Origin of the sequence: Pedobacter miscanthi (assembly GCF_032678605.1) — a bacterium.
Classification (GTDB): domain Bacteria; phylum Bacteroidota; class Bacteroidia; order Sphingobacteriales; family Sphingobacteriaceae; genus Pedobacter; species Pedobacter miscanthi_A.
Window position 1 is genome coordinate 220,392 of the sequence record NZ_JAVTSU010000008.1, and the last position, 14,901, is coordinate 235,292.

At 39.9% G+C, this 14,901-nt stretch carries 17 protein-coding genes; 12 read left to right on the forward strand and 5 right to left on the reverse strand.

Annotated features, from left to right (window positions below):
• Positions 1 to 63: 63 nt before the first annotated feature.
• Together R2R28_RS13975 and R2R28_RS13980 are read right to left on the reverse strand one after the other, a co-directional pair.
• A complete protein-coding gene (locus tag R2R28_RS13975) occupies positions 64 to 1,260 on the reverse strand; it encodes an FAD-dependent monooxygenase (protein ID WP_316826299.1) in 1,197 nt (398 codons plus the stop codon).
• Positions 1,261 to 1,320: 60 nt separating this feature from the next.
• Positions 1,321 to 2,001 (reverse strand): MarR family winged helix-turn-helix transcriptional regulator, encoded by a 681-nt coding sequence (locus R2R28_RS13980; protein ID WP_316826300.1) that lies wholly within the window; start codon positions 1,999 to 2,001, stop codon positions 1,321 to 1,323.
• Positions 2,002 to 2,349: 348 nt separating this feature from the next.
• Here R2R28_RS13980 and R2R28_RS13985 point away from each other — a divergent pair, with 348 nt between their 5' ends.
• The 6 genes from R2R28_RS13985 to R2R28_RS14010 all read left to right on the forward strand — a co-directional run bounded on the left by R2R28_RS13985 (position 2,350) and on the right by R2R28_RS14010 (position 7,442).
• Positions 2,350 to 4,038 (forward strand): oxidoreductase, encoded by a 1,689-nt coding sequence (locus tag R2R28_RS13985; RefSeq protein WP_316826301.1) that lies wholly within the window; start codon positions 2,350 to 2,352, stop codon positions 4,036 to 4,038.
• A 28-nt stretch (positions 4,039 to 4,066) separates the two neighbouring features.
• Positions 4,067 to 4,870: an AraC family transcriptional regulator gene (locus tag R2R28_RS13990; RefSeq protein WP_316826302.1), complete on the forward strand. Its 804-nt coding sequence runs from the start codon at positions 4,067 to 4,069 to the stop codon at positions 4,868 to 4,870.
• Between the two features lie 328 nt (positions 4,871 to 5,198).
• The gene (locus R2R28_RS13995; protein WP_316826303.1) at positions 5,199 to 6,062 is read left to right on the forward strand and encodes a LysR family transcriptional regulator; all 864 of its coding nucleotides are present in this window, start codon (positions 5,199 to 5,201) and stop codon (positions 6,060 to 6,062) included.
• A gap of 169 nt (positions 6,063 to 6,231) precedes the next feature.
• Positions 6,232 to 6,489, forward strand: a complete 258-nt coding sequence (locus R2R28_RS14000; protein WP_316826304.1) for a hypothetical protein — start codon at positions 6,232 to 6,234, stop codon at positions 6,487 to 6,489.
• A gap of 78 nt (positions 6,490 to 6,567) precedes the next feature.
• Positions 6,568 to 6,912 carry a hypothetical protein gene (locus R2R28_RS14005; protein ID WP_316826305.1) on the forward strand — a complete coding sequence of 115 codons (345 nt, stop codon included), beginning with the start codon at positions 6,568 to 6,570 and terminating at the stop codon, positions 6,910 to 6,912.
• A gap of 101 nt (positions 6,913 to 7,013) precedes the next feature.
• Complete coding sequence (locus R2R28_RS14010; RefSeq protein WP_316826306.1) at positions 7,014 to 7,442, forward strand: SRPBCC domain-containing protein; 429 nt, start codon at positions 7,014 to 7,016, stop codon at positions 7,440 to 7,442.
• Between the two features lie 15 nt (positions 7,443 to 7,457).
• On the opposite strand, the gene R2R28_RS14015 is transcribed toward R2R28_RS14010, so the two are convergent.
• Entirely contained in the window at positions 7,458 to 7,886 is a 429-nt protein-coding gene (locus tag R2R28_RS14015) for a hypothetical protein (RefSeq protein WP_316826307.1), read from the reverse strand.
• On the opposite strand from R2R28_RS14015, the gene R2R28_RS29180 reads away from it, so the two are divergent.
• Positions 7,820 to 8,074, forward strand: coding sequence for a response regulator (locus tag R2R28_RS29180; protein WP_410479175.1), 255 nt, complete (start codon positions 7,820 to 7,822; stop codon positions 8,072 to 8,074). The genes R2R28_RS14015 and R2R28_RS29180 overlap by 67 nt on opposite strands.
• 278 nt (positions 8,075 to 8,352) lie before the next feature.
• Entirely contained in the window at positions 8,353 to 9,624 is a 1,272-nt protein-coding gene (locus R2R28_RS14020) for a serine aminopeptidase domain-containing protein (protein ID WP_316826308.1), read from the forward strand.
• Here the strand turns inward: R2R28_RS14020 and R2R28_RS29185 are convergent.
• Positions 9,549 to 10,058 (reverse strand): hypothetical protein, encoded by a 510-nt coding sequence (locus tag R2R28_RS29185; RefSeq protein WP_410479179.1) that lies wholly within the window; start codon positions 10,056 to 10,058, stop codon positions 9,549 to 9,551. The two genes, R2R28_RS14020 and R2R28_RS29185, sit on opposite strands and share 76 nt — an antisense overlap.
• Before the next feature lie 271 nt (positions 10,059 to 10,329).
• On the opposite strand from R2R28_RS29185, the gene R2R28_RS14025 reads away from it, so the two are divergent.
• The 3 genes from R2R28_RS14025 (at position 10,330) to R2R28_RS14035 (ending at position 13,461) form a co-directional block, all read left to right on the forward strand.
• Positions 10,330 to 11,166, forward strand: coding sequence for a helix-turn-helix domain-containing protein (locus R2R28_RS14025; protein ID WP_316826309.1), 837 nt, complete (start codon positions 10,330 to 10,332; stop codon positions 11,164 to 11,166).
• A gap of 79 nt (positions 11,167 to 11,245) precedes the next feature.
• The gene (locus R2R28_RS14030) at positions 11,246 to 11,695 is read left to right on the forward strand and encodes a GyrI-like domain-containing protein (RefSeq protein WP_316826310.1); all 450 of its coding nucleotides are present in this window, start codon (positions 11,246 to 11,248) and stop codon (positions 11,693 to 11,695) included.
• A gap of 215 nt (positions 11,696 to 11,910) precedes the next feature.
• Positions 11,911 to 13,461, forward strand: a complete 1,551-nt coding sequence (locus R2R28_RS14035) for an FAD-dependent monooxygenase (protein WP_316826311.1) — start codon at positions 11,911 to 11,913, stop codon at positions 13,459 to 13,461.
• 163 nt (positions 13,462 to 13,624) lie between these two features.
• Here R2R28_RS14035 and R2R28_RS14040 read toward each other — a convergent pair whose 3' ends face one another.
• On the reverse strand, positions 13,625 to 14,365 hold the full coding sequence (locus R2R28_RS14040; protein ID WP_316826312.1) for an SDR family NAD(P)-dependent oxidoreductase: 741 nt from the start codon (positions 14,363 to 14,365) through the stop codon (positions 13,625 to 13,627).
• 90 nt (positions 14,366 to 14,455) lie between these two features.
• Between R2R28_RS14040 and R2R28_RS14045 the strand changes: the two genes are divergently transcribed.
• Positions 14,456 to 14,854, forward strand: coding sequence for a helix-turn-helix domain-containing protein (locus tag R2R28_RS14045; RefSeq protein ID WP_316826313.1), 399 nt, complete (start codon positions 14,456 to 14,458; stop codon positions 14,852 to 14,854).
• The last annotated feature ends 47 nt before the right edge of the window (positions 14,855 to 14,901 follow it).

Here is a 14,901-nt window from a genome sequence, read left to right on the forward strand (position 1 = left end):
CATATCCAGATTTGCATGGAGATTTCCCATTATATTACGATAAACGGATTTTTTCCGAACAGTTTACTCATACTCAGGAAGTTCAATATCATCTTTAGTGACGTCTTTTTCTTTACCGCTAAAAAACCTCTTAATTGCATTTACAGGACGACTTGCTAAAATTGCAGCCACAGTATTGACTAAATTAACCCCAAAGCTGGATTTAGGATGAGCAAGCCAGGGTACTCCCGGAGGCAGCTTCTGAACTTTTTCCACAAATGGGCGCATGCGTTTTTCATAAGCTAAAAACGCCTCTTCATGCTTATCATGAAGGAAAAGTTCGCCAGCTAACAAATATGCACCTACCATAGCTAAGGTAGTCCCCATACCTGTTAAAGGTGTTGGGCAATAAGCGGCATCACCTATCATACCCGCCCGGCCATCAAACCATCGCGGGGCATGAACCTGGCTAATCCCATCGAAGTAAACCTCATTATCATTATCTATTTCTTTCATGAGACGCTCCTCTTCCCAGCCAGCCCCCGTAAGCTTATCTTTTAATATTTTTTTCTTATCTCTATCGGATTGATTTATATAACTTTTATCATCAGAAAGAAAGCTAAAAGAGGCTCTTATAGTGCCGTGATTGTCAGGACGGAGCAGCATAACCCTCGATTTTGGCGCGGTATACCAACGGGCCCATTTGGTATCTCTTTCAATCCTGGGAATGGTAAACCAGGCATTATAAAGACCTGTAAACTTTAATTCGGGTTCGTTTCCAAAAATTAATTTTCTTGTTGTAGACCTCACACCGTCAGCAGCAATCAATAAATCAAACACTTCGACTTTATCGTCGTTAAATGTAATCTCAACTTTATTGTTAGCTTGATTTATAGCGTTGATATACTTACCAAAAACATATTTTACCTCATTTTTGGTACATTCATATAAGATGTTGACCAAATCGCCCCTGAGTATTTCCGCTTCGCTGGTAAAGCTATCGCCATTGCCTGCTGGAAATTCAGCTTCAACACCATTATCACGATTTACAAACTGTAATCCAATTTCCCCCGTATTGGCCGCAAGTATTTCCTTCTCAATGCCCATCATTCTTACAATAGCACGACCAGCTCCTCTTACATCAAGATTTTGGCCACCTAACCGCAAGGATGTTGAACGCTCAACTATCGTAACTTCAAAACCATATTTAGTCAGCCAAAAGCCTAAAGTTGGCCCTGCGATACTCGCACCAGATATTAGCACCTTTTTTTTTGGATTCATCTCTTTTTTATAATTATATTTTTCTATTGGAAGAAAGTATTGGCTTATTTATAAACACCACTAAGCATCTTTTTTTGCGAACGCTGATTTTTGGCTAAGTTCTTCCAAACTCAAACCCCTGTGGTTTATAAATATTTCATGGTGGTGGTAATCCAGTTTGTGCAAAAGAAAGGATAAAGAACTAATTTCTGCAGCAGTTAAGTTCCCCACAACCACGCTACCTACTAAACCCATCTTAGGTAATAATTCGGCTAACTCCTTTTTACCTTTGGCAGTAATTGCGACCATCATACTCCTTTTGTCATTTGGATTATCAAATTCACGAATCAGTTCTTGTTTAAGCAACCTTTTGATCACCTCAATACCAGAGGTTTTCTCCATAATCAGCTTAGTTATTAGTTCTGTTTTAGTGAGGAATGGATAAGTCATCAGGACAATCAAAAATGAAAATTCGTCCAGTGTATTGATATTACTTTCTTTTATTCCTTTTTTAAAATATACAACGGCGTAACGATAAATAAAAACAATCATTCTTGCGATCTCCGTGTTCTGATCTTGATTATTCCGCACCCATTCTTCTTCACTACCCGCAAGCGCTCTGGCACTATGCAGCTTGGTTTCTTCATTTGCATTTAAATAACCGATAAAATCGCTCATACTATAATCTTCATCGCCCTGGTATTGTTTATCAAATTCGAAAAGTTGTTCGATAATTTTTGTCAAAACTTCTTTGTTACGCATATAATTATAATGTTTACGTTTCAAATATATAAAATATAATACGATAACGTAACAAATATATCACCTCCAGCAAAGAAAAGTTTATAATTGTGATGTTGCTGGGGTCAAATTTACATGGTGTACTTTCTGTTAAATCAGTCTTAAATTTTGAAAAAACCAATCAAAAGCGAACAACTGTCATTATATCAGATAGTTGCCAAATTACTTTAAGGCTTAAACTATGGCTAAAACACATCCTTACAATAAAATAAGAACTACACATGAGCCTTTCATTAAAGCAATTTGAGCCTGTCATTAAAATCAATCATCCGTATAGTGTTGACCTTTGTTTTATAAAAATATACAACAATGGATTTACTACAAACAATCATCAGCTACTACCATGGAGAAGCCAGACATGGTTTTTGGGGTGCCATTATTGGTGGGCTGCTGTTAATTGGTGGCTTATTATTTTTAAAATGGGCTTCTCCCCTATCGCTTCTTAAAGGTTTTTCTATACCCATGCTTTTGTTTGGGCTGCTGTTAGGTATAGGAGGCGGGGCAGATCACATTTACACCAGCAAAGCAACGCCTGGAAAAATCGCATTGTATCAAAAGGATCCGACTGCCTTTTTAAAACAAGAAAAGGCAAAAGTTGAAAAGACTCACCGCGGCTGGCGCGGTATCAGAATTTTTTGGGCCATATTGGGATTAAGTGGCCTGACGCTTTCTTTTTTAATCAGAAATTCATTTTGGATGGGCGCAGGACTGGGTACTTTAGCCCTGGCAATTATCATCTCACTCTTTGAGTTATATTCTATGCGTTTTAATGAGCAGTATTACCATGCCATTCAAGGTGCAACATTGCAAACATCGAAGATTAAAACAAATGAAATTGATACCGGTAAAACGCAGCAGGTAAAAATGCAGCAAAAGCAAGTGGAAGACGAAGGTAAGAAAGAAAGGCAATTAAAGCCAACAGGCAGCAATTTACCACAAAACCTCCTTCCTGACAGTTTGACGCACCTAAATGTACCACGAATAACGCTCCTGATAACCAGAGATTCGGCAAATATTAACACACCCGATAGTTTGCAACTACAGGTAGCAGGTAGTGAAAAGCCAACAACTTACCATAATAACAAGAATAGAAAAGCATTAGGTTTTGATCATGCTAATGCTTTAAATCCCAAACACTGTGGTTCAGCAAGAAATAGAATAATAATTAATCAAAAAATGAATAATATGAAAAAAGTAGCATTAGTAACCGGTGCGTCTGCCGGTATTGGGGCAGCAACCGCCCGTTTGTTAGCCCAAAGTGGTTACACCGTTTATGGAGTTGCCCGCCGCACCGATAAAATGAATACACTTAAAGATGCAGGCATTAAAACCATAGCAATGGATGTTGCCGAGGATACATCAATGGTTAAGGCTGTGGAACAGATCATTGCAGAACAAGGCAGGATTGATATACTAGTAAACAGTGCAGGTTTCGGCTCATATGGGGCTATTGAAGATGTACCAATGGAAGATGCCCGTTACCAGCTGGAAGTGAATGTAATTGGCCTGGCCCGATTATGCCAACTGGTATTGCCCTACATGCGTGAACAGCATTTTGGTAAAATTGTAAATATCACTTCTATTGGGGGCAAAATGGCTACGCCACTGGGCGGTTGGTACCATGCCAGTAAATTTGCCATAGAGGGGCTAAGCGATAGCCTGCGACTGGAAGTTAAACCTTTCGGTATAGACGTAATCATTATTGAACCCGGAGGTGTAAAAACGGAATGGGGAGGAATTGCTTTTGACAGCGCCGAAAAAAGATCAGGACACACCGCTTACGGCGAGTTGACGAGTAAAGCAAAAAGCGTTTTTGCCAAATCCGAAGTAAACAATGTAGCGCCTGTAGTGATTGCGGAATTAATCAAAAATTCGATTGAGGTTAAATCGCCTAAACCGCGTTATGCAAAGGGTTATATGGCCGGAATTATATTAGGCGCAAAAAAATGGCTGAGCGACCCGATGTTCGACCGGATGATTATGAGCCAGATGAAATAAATTATGGTAAAATCATATCTTTGAATATATGACCGCCGACGAATTACAGCATAATATATTGTATAGCTGCACCTCTGAAAGAAAAAGAAGTGGCGAGGCAATTGTTCAGGACCATGTCTTGTCTTACATCATTACCGGCAGCATTACTTTTTATTATAATGAAGGTTTTTTAACCTATGGACCGGGATCTGTGGGCCTGTTGCGAAAAAATTTATTATTAAAATCAATTAAAGAACCCGCAGCAAACGGCTCACCTTTTCAATCGCTGAATGTCTTTTTTGATCAAAATTCGTTAAGAAAATATAGCGGGCAAACGGATAAAATAGCGCATGGCTTATACACAGGAGATGCTGTTATTAACATGAGCCAGAATGCTTTCCTGAAAGGTTACTTTGAATCCGTTCTTCCTTATTTTAAATCGGATATGCCCTTAACAGCAACCATGGCCGAAATAAAAACACATGAGGCGATTGAGTTGGTATTGCGCCACAATTCGCGATTAAAAAATATGCTTTTTGATTTCAGGGAACCTTTCAAAATTGACATTGAAGCATTTATGGGGCAGAACTACCTTTACAATGTTCCCATTGCCCAGTTTGCCCGGTTAAGTGGTCGCAGTCTTGCTACATTTAAGCGCGATTTTAAAAAATCATTTAATGATACTCCTGAGCGATGGATAAAAAAACGAAGGCTTGAACGGGCACATTTCCTGATAAAAGAACAACATCGGACACCAGTTTCTGTTTTCGACGAGGTAGGCTTCGAAAGCTTATCTCATTTCTCGGATGCGTTTAAGAAATTTTTTGGATATAATGCATCATCGATTAGTTAGTGGTTATGATTGAAAACTGAAAAATTCTCAACCACACGCCTCGTAAACTTAAAATAGTATGCAAATTTTACCTATAACGGCAAAGCAGGTAAAAAAAGTTCTAAATTTATTCAGTAAACATTATTAATTAAAAGTTCACCTAAAGATGGACTTTTTTATTTTAAATCTATCAGTATCGTTTGATATTCTGTCTTAAAAACACCAGGATCAAAATAAAAAACTTACAACGTCATTTTTTTTATTCCTGCTTTTTATTCTTAAAAATAGACCGTACATTTAATCTCATAAAACGATTTAAATACCCACAAAAAATCGCTAAAAATGATTAATGAATACCAACGATCTTAATTTATTCGAAGCGGTGGCGCACCACGGAAGCTTTACCAAAGCTGCAGAAGCCATGTTTACGGTTCAATCTAATGTAACGGCCCGTATAAAAAACCTGGAAGAGGAATTTGGGGTTCCATTGTTTAACCGCACAAACAGGAAGGTAGAACTTACAGCTGCCGGCGAAACTTTAATGCGCTACAGCAAACAGCTCAATCATTTAATTGATGAAGCAAAACGTTCTATTGGCAAAAACGAAGTTATAAAAGGACAGATCAAAATCGGCACACTTGAAACCATGATGGCCATCAAAGGCCCCGAACTGGTAAATGAGCTGGCTCTAAAATTCCCTTATATCGATCTGGAATTTAAATCGGCCATGCGTTCTACCCTGATCAGCGACGTAATGAACTACAGACTGGATGCCGCATTTGTTCCGGCACCGCTGGATATCCCTGAACTGGAACAGTTTAAAGTAAAGGATGAAGAAATTGTTGCTGTTGTACCGGCTGATTGCAAGAGCCTCGATGAACTTTTAAAACGAAGTCCGTTAAAGGCTATTGTTTTTGACCAGGGTTGCGTTTTCAGGGCAAGGCTTGATTCGTGGCTGGTGAGTAAAGGTGTTTCGCAATACCATAAAACGGTGATGAACTCCATTGAAGGTGTGGTGAATTTTATTGAGTCGGGCATTGGTTTTAGCTTTTTACCTTACGATATTATTTCGAACTTTTATGGCAACAGGAAGATCAAAACCTTTCCAATCCCAAAAGAATTGAGTATGATGAGAACACTTTTGGTTTTTAGGAAAGATGTTCCACCATCACCTGCCTTAAAGGCCTTCATCAGCCTTTACGACCATGTTTAATGACAAAACTAGTTTCTTTTTTATTGGCTGGTCGAAGTAAATAATTTACACGACATGAACGATCAGTTTGTTTAAATTTAACCCTAATGCAGCGTCTATTTTATATATTTGAGCGTTGGTTGCCCTTGCGCAAAACCATAATAACAGATCAGAATAACGGGATATTTTAATGGAACAGAAAAAACTAACTGAACTAACAGACGAGGAGTTGCTGCAAGAAGCAAAAAAACAGAAAACCGCTGCTGTAACCAATGCGGTATTGATTGGATTTTCGCTGGGGGTTATCTTTTACAGCGTAATGAAAAACACTTTTGGGTTTCTTACCCTCATTCCTTTGTTTTTCGCCTATAAACTGGCAAATAATTCAAAATATAAAAACAAAGAATTAGAGGCCCTTTTAAAGGAAAGAAATTTGAAATATAAATGATACCTTATTTCTATTTCTAAATCACGTTAACAAAAACAGATCAGGAGTAATTAAAGATACACAGTTAAAAAACTAATTATGAAAAAAGAAAATTACTCTGATCAGGAATGGGAAGTGAGAAAAGTAGAAGAAGTAAAATTATGGCTGTTTTATTTTTTACAGGTGGTGCTTTTAATCACTGTAGGTGCCGTGGCTGCATTTAGCTTTAATAAAAAGGCAACCGATTTTCAAATAATCGTATTCTTTTTAACCCTCATTTTAATGTTCACGCCATTTTGGAAAACAAAAATTAAGGCTTCATTACGGGGTGAGGGTATTTTAACAGCGAAAAATTACAGGTTCTTTTTAAATTCATTTTATATCGTTTGGGCATTATTTGTAGTGAGTCAAGCCATTTATTGGATCAAATACCTCTATAAATAAGGCTGCTTTAATTGTCCGGTTTGCCCTTTTCATTGTCCTGCCTGCCCAACAAAACTGAGTATTGAACTTGTTATCTTAGCGAGGATAAGTTTTAATGGAAAATGGAAAAAATCGAACATATTAATTACATCAAATCACCCATTGCTGATGTTTATAAAGTATTAAGTACCCAAGAAGGGCTTGGGGCTGTTTGGACAACGGAATTAATTGTTAAACCAGAAGTGGGTTTTACAAATGAGTTTGATTTCGGGGATGATTACGCCACAAAAATGAAAGTGCTAGAATTATTGCCTAACAAAAGGATACTTTGGGAATGTATCGCCACAGATCCTGAATGGGTAGGAACCGGCATCTCCTTTGATCTTACCGAAAAGGATGGAATAACGGCAATTGTACTGAAACACTTTGATTGGCGCGAACTGACCGAATTTTACCGGTGGTGCAATTACAACTGGGCCATGTTTTTATTAAGCCTGAAAAGTTATTGCGAAGATGGAGAAGGAACGCCCTATCAAAAACGAAAGTTTTAAGGTATTTTTTTGGTCTTAACCTGTTGTTAAGACCTTATATATATTACTCCATAGCGCAGTTAACTGCCCTTTCTTAATTCCTTTAACATTATAGGCACCCATTTGCTTTAACAATTTTGCCTGTTGCACTTTATTCACCTGGATATCGGCAATATCACTGTTTGATGCTGCAGCCTCGCGCAAAGCTTTTGTTGCGTCCATTAATGCAACCTTAACCCGGCCAACATCACCGCTCTTGATTTCGGTTTCAAAATGATTGAAAAACTCAGGATGCTTTTGGTTTATTTGGTTTATAAATCTAGTCCCGGCATCGAAAAGCAGTTTTTTATCACGATCCTCTAGCCATTCAGAAAAGTTTGGTAGACACTCTTTTAACGTTGTGGCTACTTTTCCCTCTCCAAAATAGATACCACGGAAGATTTCTTCTCCCTTTAAGTCTGCCACCTGCGGGGCGTCGGATTTCTAATCTGGTTGGTACATACAACGATCCGGTTAATGCGATGCGAACACTTGGCGACCATGGCAAAGTTGACCTTATATTTATGGACATCGATATGCCCAGAATCTCAGGACTTGAGCTGGCAAAACAGGTGCGGACAATGACCAATAAACTTATATTTACAGCCTATTAGTTTGGCCGTATTTATGTCAACCATCGACAAACTTCACCCCCAACGTCAAACCAGAAGAACCGGATAACCCCATTAAAGGGGCTGATGCCGGGAAGATAACTTAAAGTTGATCAGGATTATTTATTCGGATGTATTTGCGATAGAAAGTAACCTGAATTATATCAATATCCATACAAAGAAAAAATTTTATATAGAAAAAAAATGATTGATTTATTAATTTGCTACATTAGGAACGCATAAAGATGCGCCTGATCGGTTTATATTAAGAACATTTAACAATGAAAAAATACCTGCTTATCCCTCTCTTCATTTTGATTTCTTTTTTCGCAGTTGGCCAGCAAAAAACCAGCATAACTATTGAGCAAGTTACCGGCGCATTTAACCAGAATTTAAAAGATTCGCTTTACAACATGATGTCGCCACAGATGAAATCAGCCCTTGGAAAAGACGGGAGTGATAATCTTTTCGGACAGTTAATGAACCAGCTCGGAAAAATTACCGATACTAAGAATATATCTACTGCTGGTGCAGAAATGCAAAGGTATAACTTAACATTCGAACGCCCCCTGGTGGATATCCTGCTGGTGATAAAAGACGGACAAATTGCAGGCATAAGGCAGTTACCAAGACCCACCCCTGCACCAGGCTCAGCCAGAAAAGCAAGTCCTGATAATTATACCTTAGGCGAACCGCCAGCTATGCTTTTTGGCACTTTACTATTGCCTGCCAAAACATCAGAAAAAGTTCCCATTGTGTTAATGATAGGTGGATCTGGCCCGACAGACAGGAATATGAACCAGGGTGATGCCTTAGTTACAAATTCTTTTGCAATGCTTGCCGACACCCTGGCTGCAAATGGAATAGCAAGCCTGCGCTACGATAAACGCGGTGTTGCAAAAAGTGCACAGGCTTTAGGCAATAATCAGATTGTTGTAGATAACTATGTTGATGATGCTTCTGCATTTGTTGATCAACTTAAAAAGGATGAAAGGTTTTCAAAGGTTATTGTTCTGGGGCACAGCGAGGGTTCATCTATAGCCATTACTTCCGCGCTTAAAAGTCATCCGGTTGGCCTGATCTGTTTGAGCGGTTACGATACTGATCTTGGAACTGTACTTGAAGGCCAGTTATCTAAAACTTTGGAAACTGCAGATTTAAAACTCGCTAAAACAATAATCAGTAACCTAAAGAAAGGAAATCTTTATCATGGCGAACTTAGCCCGGCAATACAAAACCTGTTTAGCCTGACAACGCAAGCATACCTCATTTCAGCAATGCGGCACCACGCAGCAGTTGAAATAAAAAAAATAAATGCGCCCATACTTGTTATCAGTGGAGGTACCGATCTTCAAATCGGTACTGATAGTGGCCAGCGATTAGCTAAAGCCAATTCAAAAGCATCTTTTTTTGCCATACAAGGTATGAACCATGTATTGAAAAATGCACCTTTGGATAGGGAGGAAAATTTAAAAACCTATACTAACGGTGAACTTCCTATAAACGCAGTGCTCGGAAAAGTTATTGTTTCTTTTATTAAAAACCTGAAATAGATACACATAATCTGCACCCGGTTTAACTCCAGCGAGGAAAGCAAGCCTAAAGCACTATCAACTCCAATAAGCAGCCGGTTATACTCAGCAGTTAATTTTCTTCCTTCGCGGTTAATTCCGAACAGGTAAGTAAAACTTCCTCCTGGCGGACTTAACGGAACAAGCGAACCGTTATAGGTTCTTTTATAGGCCCAAAGTTTTTCCTCCCTTGAATCTCTTGTAAAAAATGCCCAGCCCTGTGGCAAAAAATAAAAGGTATTACGCTTTACCGTACTGCTAATGTTAAATGGAGTTTGTAAGGCCGTTGTTATTACACAATAGAGTATAACTGCACTAAAAATAACGAGAACAATAAAAATCAGCGATAATCCGGTAATTGCAGGTTCCCTTTGCTCCTGCTCACCTCTTAGATCCGGTTTATTTTCGCCAGGTATAAAACCAAAAAAACAGTTGAAACCTGTTCATCATCTTCATTTCCCAACCGGCTTTTCTCTTGAATATCCATATCACATTTGTTGATTTTTATTTTTAGATTAGCACAGTTCCAATATCCACAGATCCGAATTTGTAATTAAATGTGAATAAATCTTACAGTATTATTTATAACCTCATAATTGCTATCCGGAATATCTTTTTTGCAGGAAATAATTAATTCGCAACCATTGTATAGATCATCTTAAATTTGAATAGCCATAACCTCTAAATATGCCACCATTCAACATGTTACACCAGGAATTTGAAACTCCCGAAGCCCTTCTGGATACCATCAAATGTTTTTGGTACAACAAAAGAATTTCTGGCGAAGAATTATCCAGTTATGAGGTGATCCCCGACGGTTATGCAGAAATTATCTTCTATTTCGGGAATATCGCTATCGAAAAGAATGGGAGCTTACAGCCATTGCCTTCACCTTTTATAATGGGCTTACTTAATCGTCCGGTTCATTTTTTTTCCAAAGGGCAACTGGAAATCATTGGGATCAGGTGTTTTCCATGGACGGTGTTCGATCTACTCGGATTGCCTGCGGGTAAATCAGGTGTACAGGTATTTGAACATCCGATAGCAAAACTGCAACCCCATCTGAACAGTTTAATTAGTGCAGGTAACATAGCAGAAGCAATCGAAGCGGTAAAACAATATTTCTTCGAAGCACTTTCGGGTGTTGCTGCCGACAGCATGTTATATAAAGCGGGCATTGCCATGCAGCAAACAAAGGGTAATCTTCCGGTTAGCGGAGTAGCTGAGGCTGCACACGTTACCGTGCGCACACTGGAAAGGAACTTTAAACAATCATCTGGCCACACTGTTAAAGATGTATCGGGCCTGATGCGCTTTGAACAGGCAAGAAACCGACTATGGACAACACCTGATGTTAACCTGGCTGGTTTAGCTTATGAATTGGGTTATACCGATCAATCGCACTTCAGCAGAGAATTTAAGCGTTACAGCGGCACCACTCCGGCCGCCTTTGCACGTAACGCCAGAAAAGGCAAACAAAACGCGAATGACTTACTTGCTTTTACTGAAACGGATAAAAAATAAAAACCTGTTATTATTTGTAATTCCTGATTAATTTTGAAAAGCACAAAAGTTTATTTTTTACCTAAACGGCAAACACCTTATGAGAGACGCTTTCAAAATTATTGGTATTTCTACCCGCACCACCAACCAAAACAATCAATCGGCCGAAGATCTGGGCAAACTCTGGTCGCAATTTTATACGGAAAACATTTTCGACAAAATACCAAACAAGGTTTCCAACGATATCATCACCATTTATACGGATTATGTGAGCAATTATACGGATGCCTACACAACGATTATCGGCGTTCCGGTTTCTACACTCGAAAACATTCCCGATGGATTGATCGGTCGTGAGTTCGGGGCAGAAAACTTTCAAAAGTTCACCGCTAAGGGAGCAATGCCCAATGCCGTGGTAAATACCTGGATGGATATCTGGAAAAGCGATGGCGAACTGAACAGAAAATACACTTACGACCTGGAAGTTTACGGCGAAAAATCGCAGGATGGTGAACATGCTGAGGTTGAGATTTTTATAGCGATCAACTAAATTCGTCATTTTAAATAAAGCATCGTCCCGAATATTCGGGAGAGAAATCTATACGCTTTTTTTAAATAAATTATACTTCCATCGTCCCGGTTTTTAACCGGGATGAAAATGGCGATTTTATCGCCAATTAAATTTCCCATACCTTACAATTGTCGTGTTTGTACAAGCCTTACCAAACCGTATTGCTCAATTTTGTATCATAATTATTTTCAAATATGAATACGACAAGCAACAGCGGAACATCCGCACAAAATCATAAACTTTACGATGTTATTATTTCGGGTGCAGGACCTGTGGGGCTATTTCTGGCTTGCGAGCTGGCCCTGGCCAAATGTTCAGTGTTGATTCTCGAAAAAGCGACAGATCCGCATTCCGCACTAAAACAACTTCCTTTTGGTATCCGCGGATTATCCGCCCCGTCTATCGAAGCACTTTACCGTCGTGGGCTGTTCCACGAACTCCAAATCCACCAACAACTTAAAAATCCACATCAGCATCAAAATAATAAACATGGTGCACAAAAACAGGCCGGGCATTTTGCCGGTATTCCTTTTTTAGAAGGCAATATCGACAGGTCGCGATGGGAATACAGATTACCCAGCTCCACTGAAACCAGTTTAATCTCCGAAATGGCAGAATTGGAAACAATCTTTTCACACCGTGCTGAAACTTTGGGGGTGAGCATTAAACGCGGTTATCCGATTCACCACTTCGATCAACATGCTGATGGCGTGACCGTACAATCGGGTGATGAAACTTTTACCTCCAAATGGCTGGTGGGTTGCGATGGGGCCCGGAGCATGGTACGTAAAGCGGGTGGTTTTGAATTTGCCGGTACAGAACCAGAATTTACCGGCTACACGGCTACAGTAGAAATTTTAGATCCCGAAAGACTCCGCCCCGGCCGTAATGTAACCGAAAAAGGTATGTATATGCAGTCGCAGCCGGGCTATATGGCCATTCAGGATTTTGATGGCGGTGCTTTTCATGGTTCGAAGCAGCCCATTACACTCGAACATCTACAGGAAGTTTTGCGCCGTGTTTCGGGCACCGACGTAACGCTTACGGCTTTGCATACCGCCACCACCTGGACCGATAGGGCAAGGCAAGCCACTACTTACCGTATTGGAAGGGTATTTTTAGCTGGCGATGCTGCACACATCCATGCGCCTTTAGGCGGGCAAGGACTTAATTTAGGTTTGGGCGATGCCATGAACCTGGGCTGGAAATTGGCCGCAACAATTAATAACATTGCGCCAGAAGGCCTACTCGACAGTTATTATACGGAACGATACCCGATTGGCGAAAAAGTGCTGGATTGGTCGCGGGCACAGGTAGAAATTATGAAACCCAGCCTACAGGCCAAGGCACTGCACAGCATTGTTAGCGAATTGATGAATACCCGTGATGGCGCCACCTATATGGCTGAACGTGTTTGGGGTGTTTCTACCCGTTACGATCTTGGCGATCAACATCCTTTAGTGGGTTATAGCGCACCTAATTTCGAATTTGAAAATGGCAGTACCATTGGAGAATTGATGTATGATGGTAAAGGTATGCTGCTTGATTTTAACAATGATGTTCAACATAAAACGTTAGCAGCTAAGTATAATCAATTAAAACACATTGCTGGTAGTGTAAAAAACCAGTTAGGTTTAAGCGCATTATTGATCCGCCCTGATGGGATTGTTGCCTGGGTTTTGGAAAGTGAAGCAGATTATAACAGACTTGAAGAAGCCGTGGGTAAGTGGTTTATGGTGGCATAACTAACTATGGTATTTTATTTAAAAAAGTCGTCATTTCGAGCGGAGTGCAACGCAGCCGGGAAATCTATATAAATCTGTTCCGAAAGTTCGGGGCTACGCTTCATCTAAATAGCTATCAGATCGAAATGACAACTTTTTTAAGGTAATCTGTTATCGATTCTCTTTAAGCGTTCAATCCGCCGTCGATGGTTAAAAACGAACCGGTGATGTATTTTGCTTCATCGCTTGCAATAAAGTTTACAAAAGAAGCAATATCCTCAACCGTACCATACTCTGGTAAGGCCATGCGCGTTCTTAAAAAATCTGCCAATGGTGCATCGGCCGGGTTCATATCGGTATTAATTGGTCCGGGTTGAATCAGGTTTACTGTAATTTTCTTTGCACCTAAATCTCGTGATAAACCACGGGTAAACCCTTGCAATGCCGATTTGCTCATGGTATACAGCGTGGTTTCAGGGCCAACTGCATTATCACCCATATTACTGCCAATGGTAATAATCCTGCCACCTTCGGGCATGCCTTTTACCGCAGCCAAAGCTGCCACAAAAACCGCCTGCACGTTAACCGCCATAATATCGTTATAATCTTCAAGCGTATGTTCCTCAAAAGCTTTACCGATGTAGATACCTGCATTGTTGATCAGGATATCGATACGTCCAAAATCGGAAACTGTTTTGTTTACTGCTGCGGTTACTTCGGCAGGCACCTTACTGCTGGCTTTTATGGCTATTGCTTCGCCACCAGCGGCTTCAACATCTGCTACCACTGCTTCTGCTTTTTCGGGCGAATTGGCGTAAGTAAATACCACTTTTGCACCTTCGGCAGCTAATCTCTTTACAATTGCGGCACCTATACCCCTGCTGCCACCGGTAACCAGGGCTATTTTATTTGATAATTTTTTCATCTGATTTCTAAATTTTATGCTAAATTAAAACAGATACTTTATATTTGAGAGTAGGCAACAAATTGTTAGGTACTAACAAAAAAGTTAGAAATGAGAAAAGAAACTTCAACCAACGCATTGAACGAAAAAATGATGATCGATAACTGCGGCATGTCTGCTTCACTGGCCGTAATCGGAGGCAGATGGAAACCTGCAATCCTGTGTCGCCTGTCTTATGGAACGATGCGTTATGGCGAATTAAAAAAAGATATTGAGGGAATATCCGAAAGGATGCTGGTGGCACAGCTTAGGGAATTGGAAAAAGACCAGATCATTAGCCGCATGGTTTTCCCCGAAGTGCCACCCAGGGTAGAATATAAGTTAACAGATTTGGGGCGTACCATGAAAGATATGCTTAGCGCCATGTCTGATTGGGGGAATATGTACCGGGCACATATTCATCAAGCGGAGGGTTTAGTGGTTGAGGATGCTGAAAATTCATTAGCATAATTATTTTATTTTGAAAAGCCTGGACAGTAGTTTTTTTTAGTTGTTCT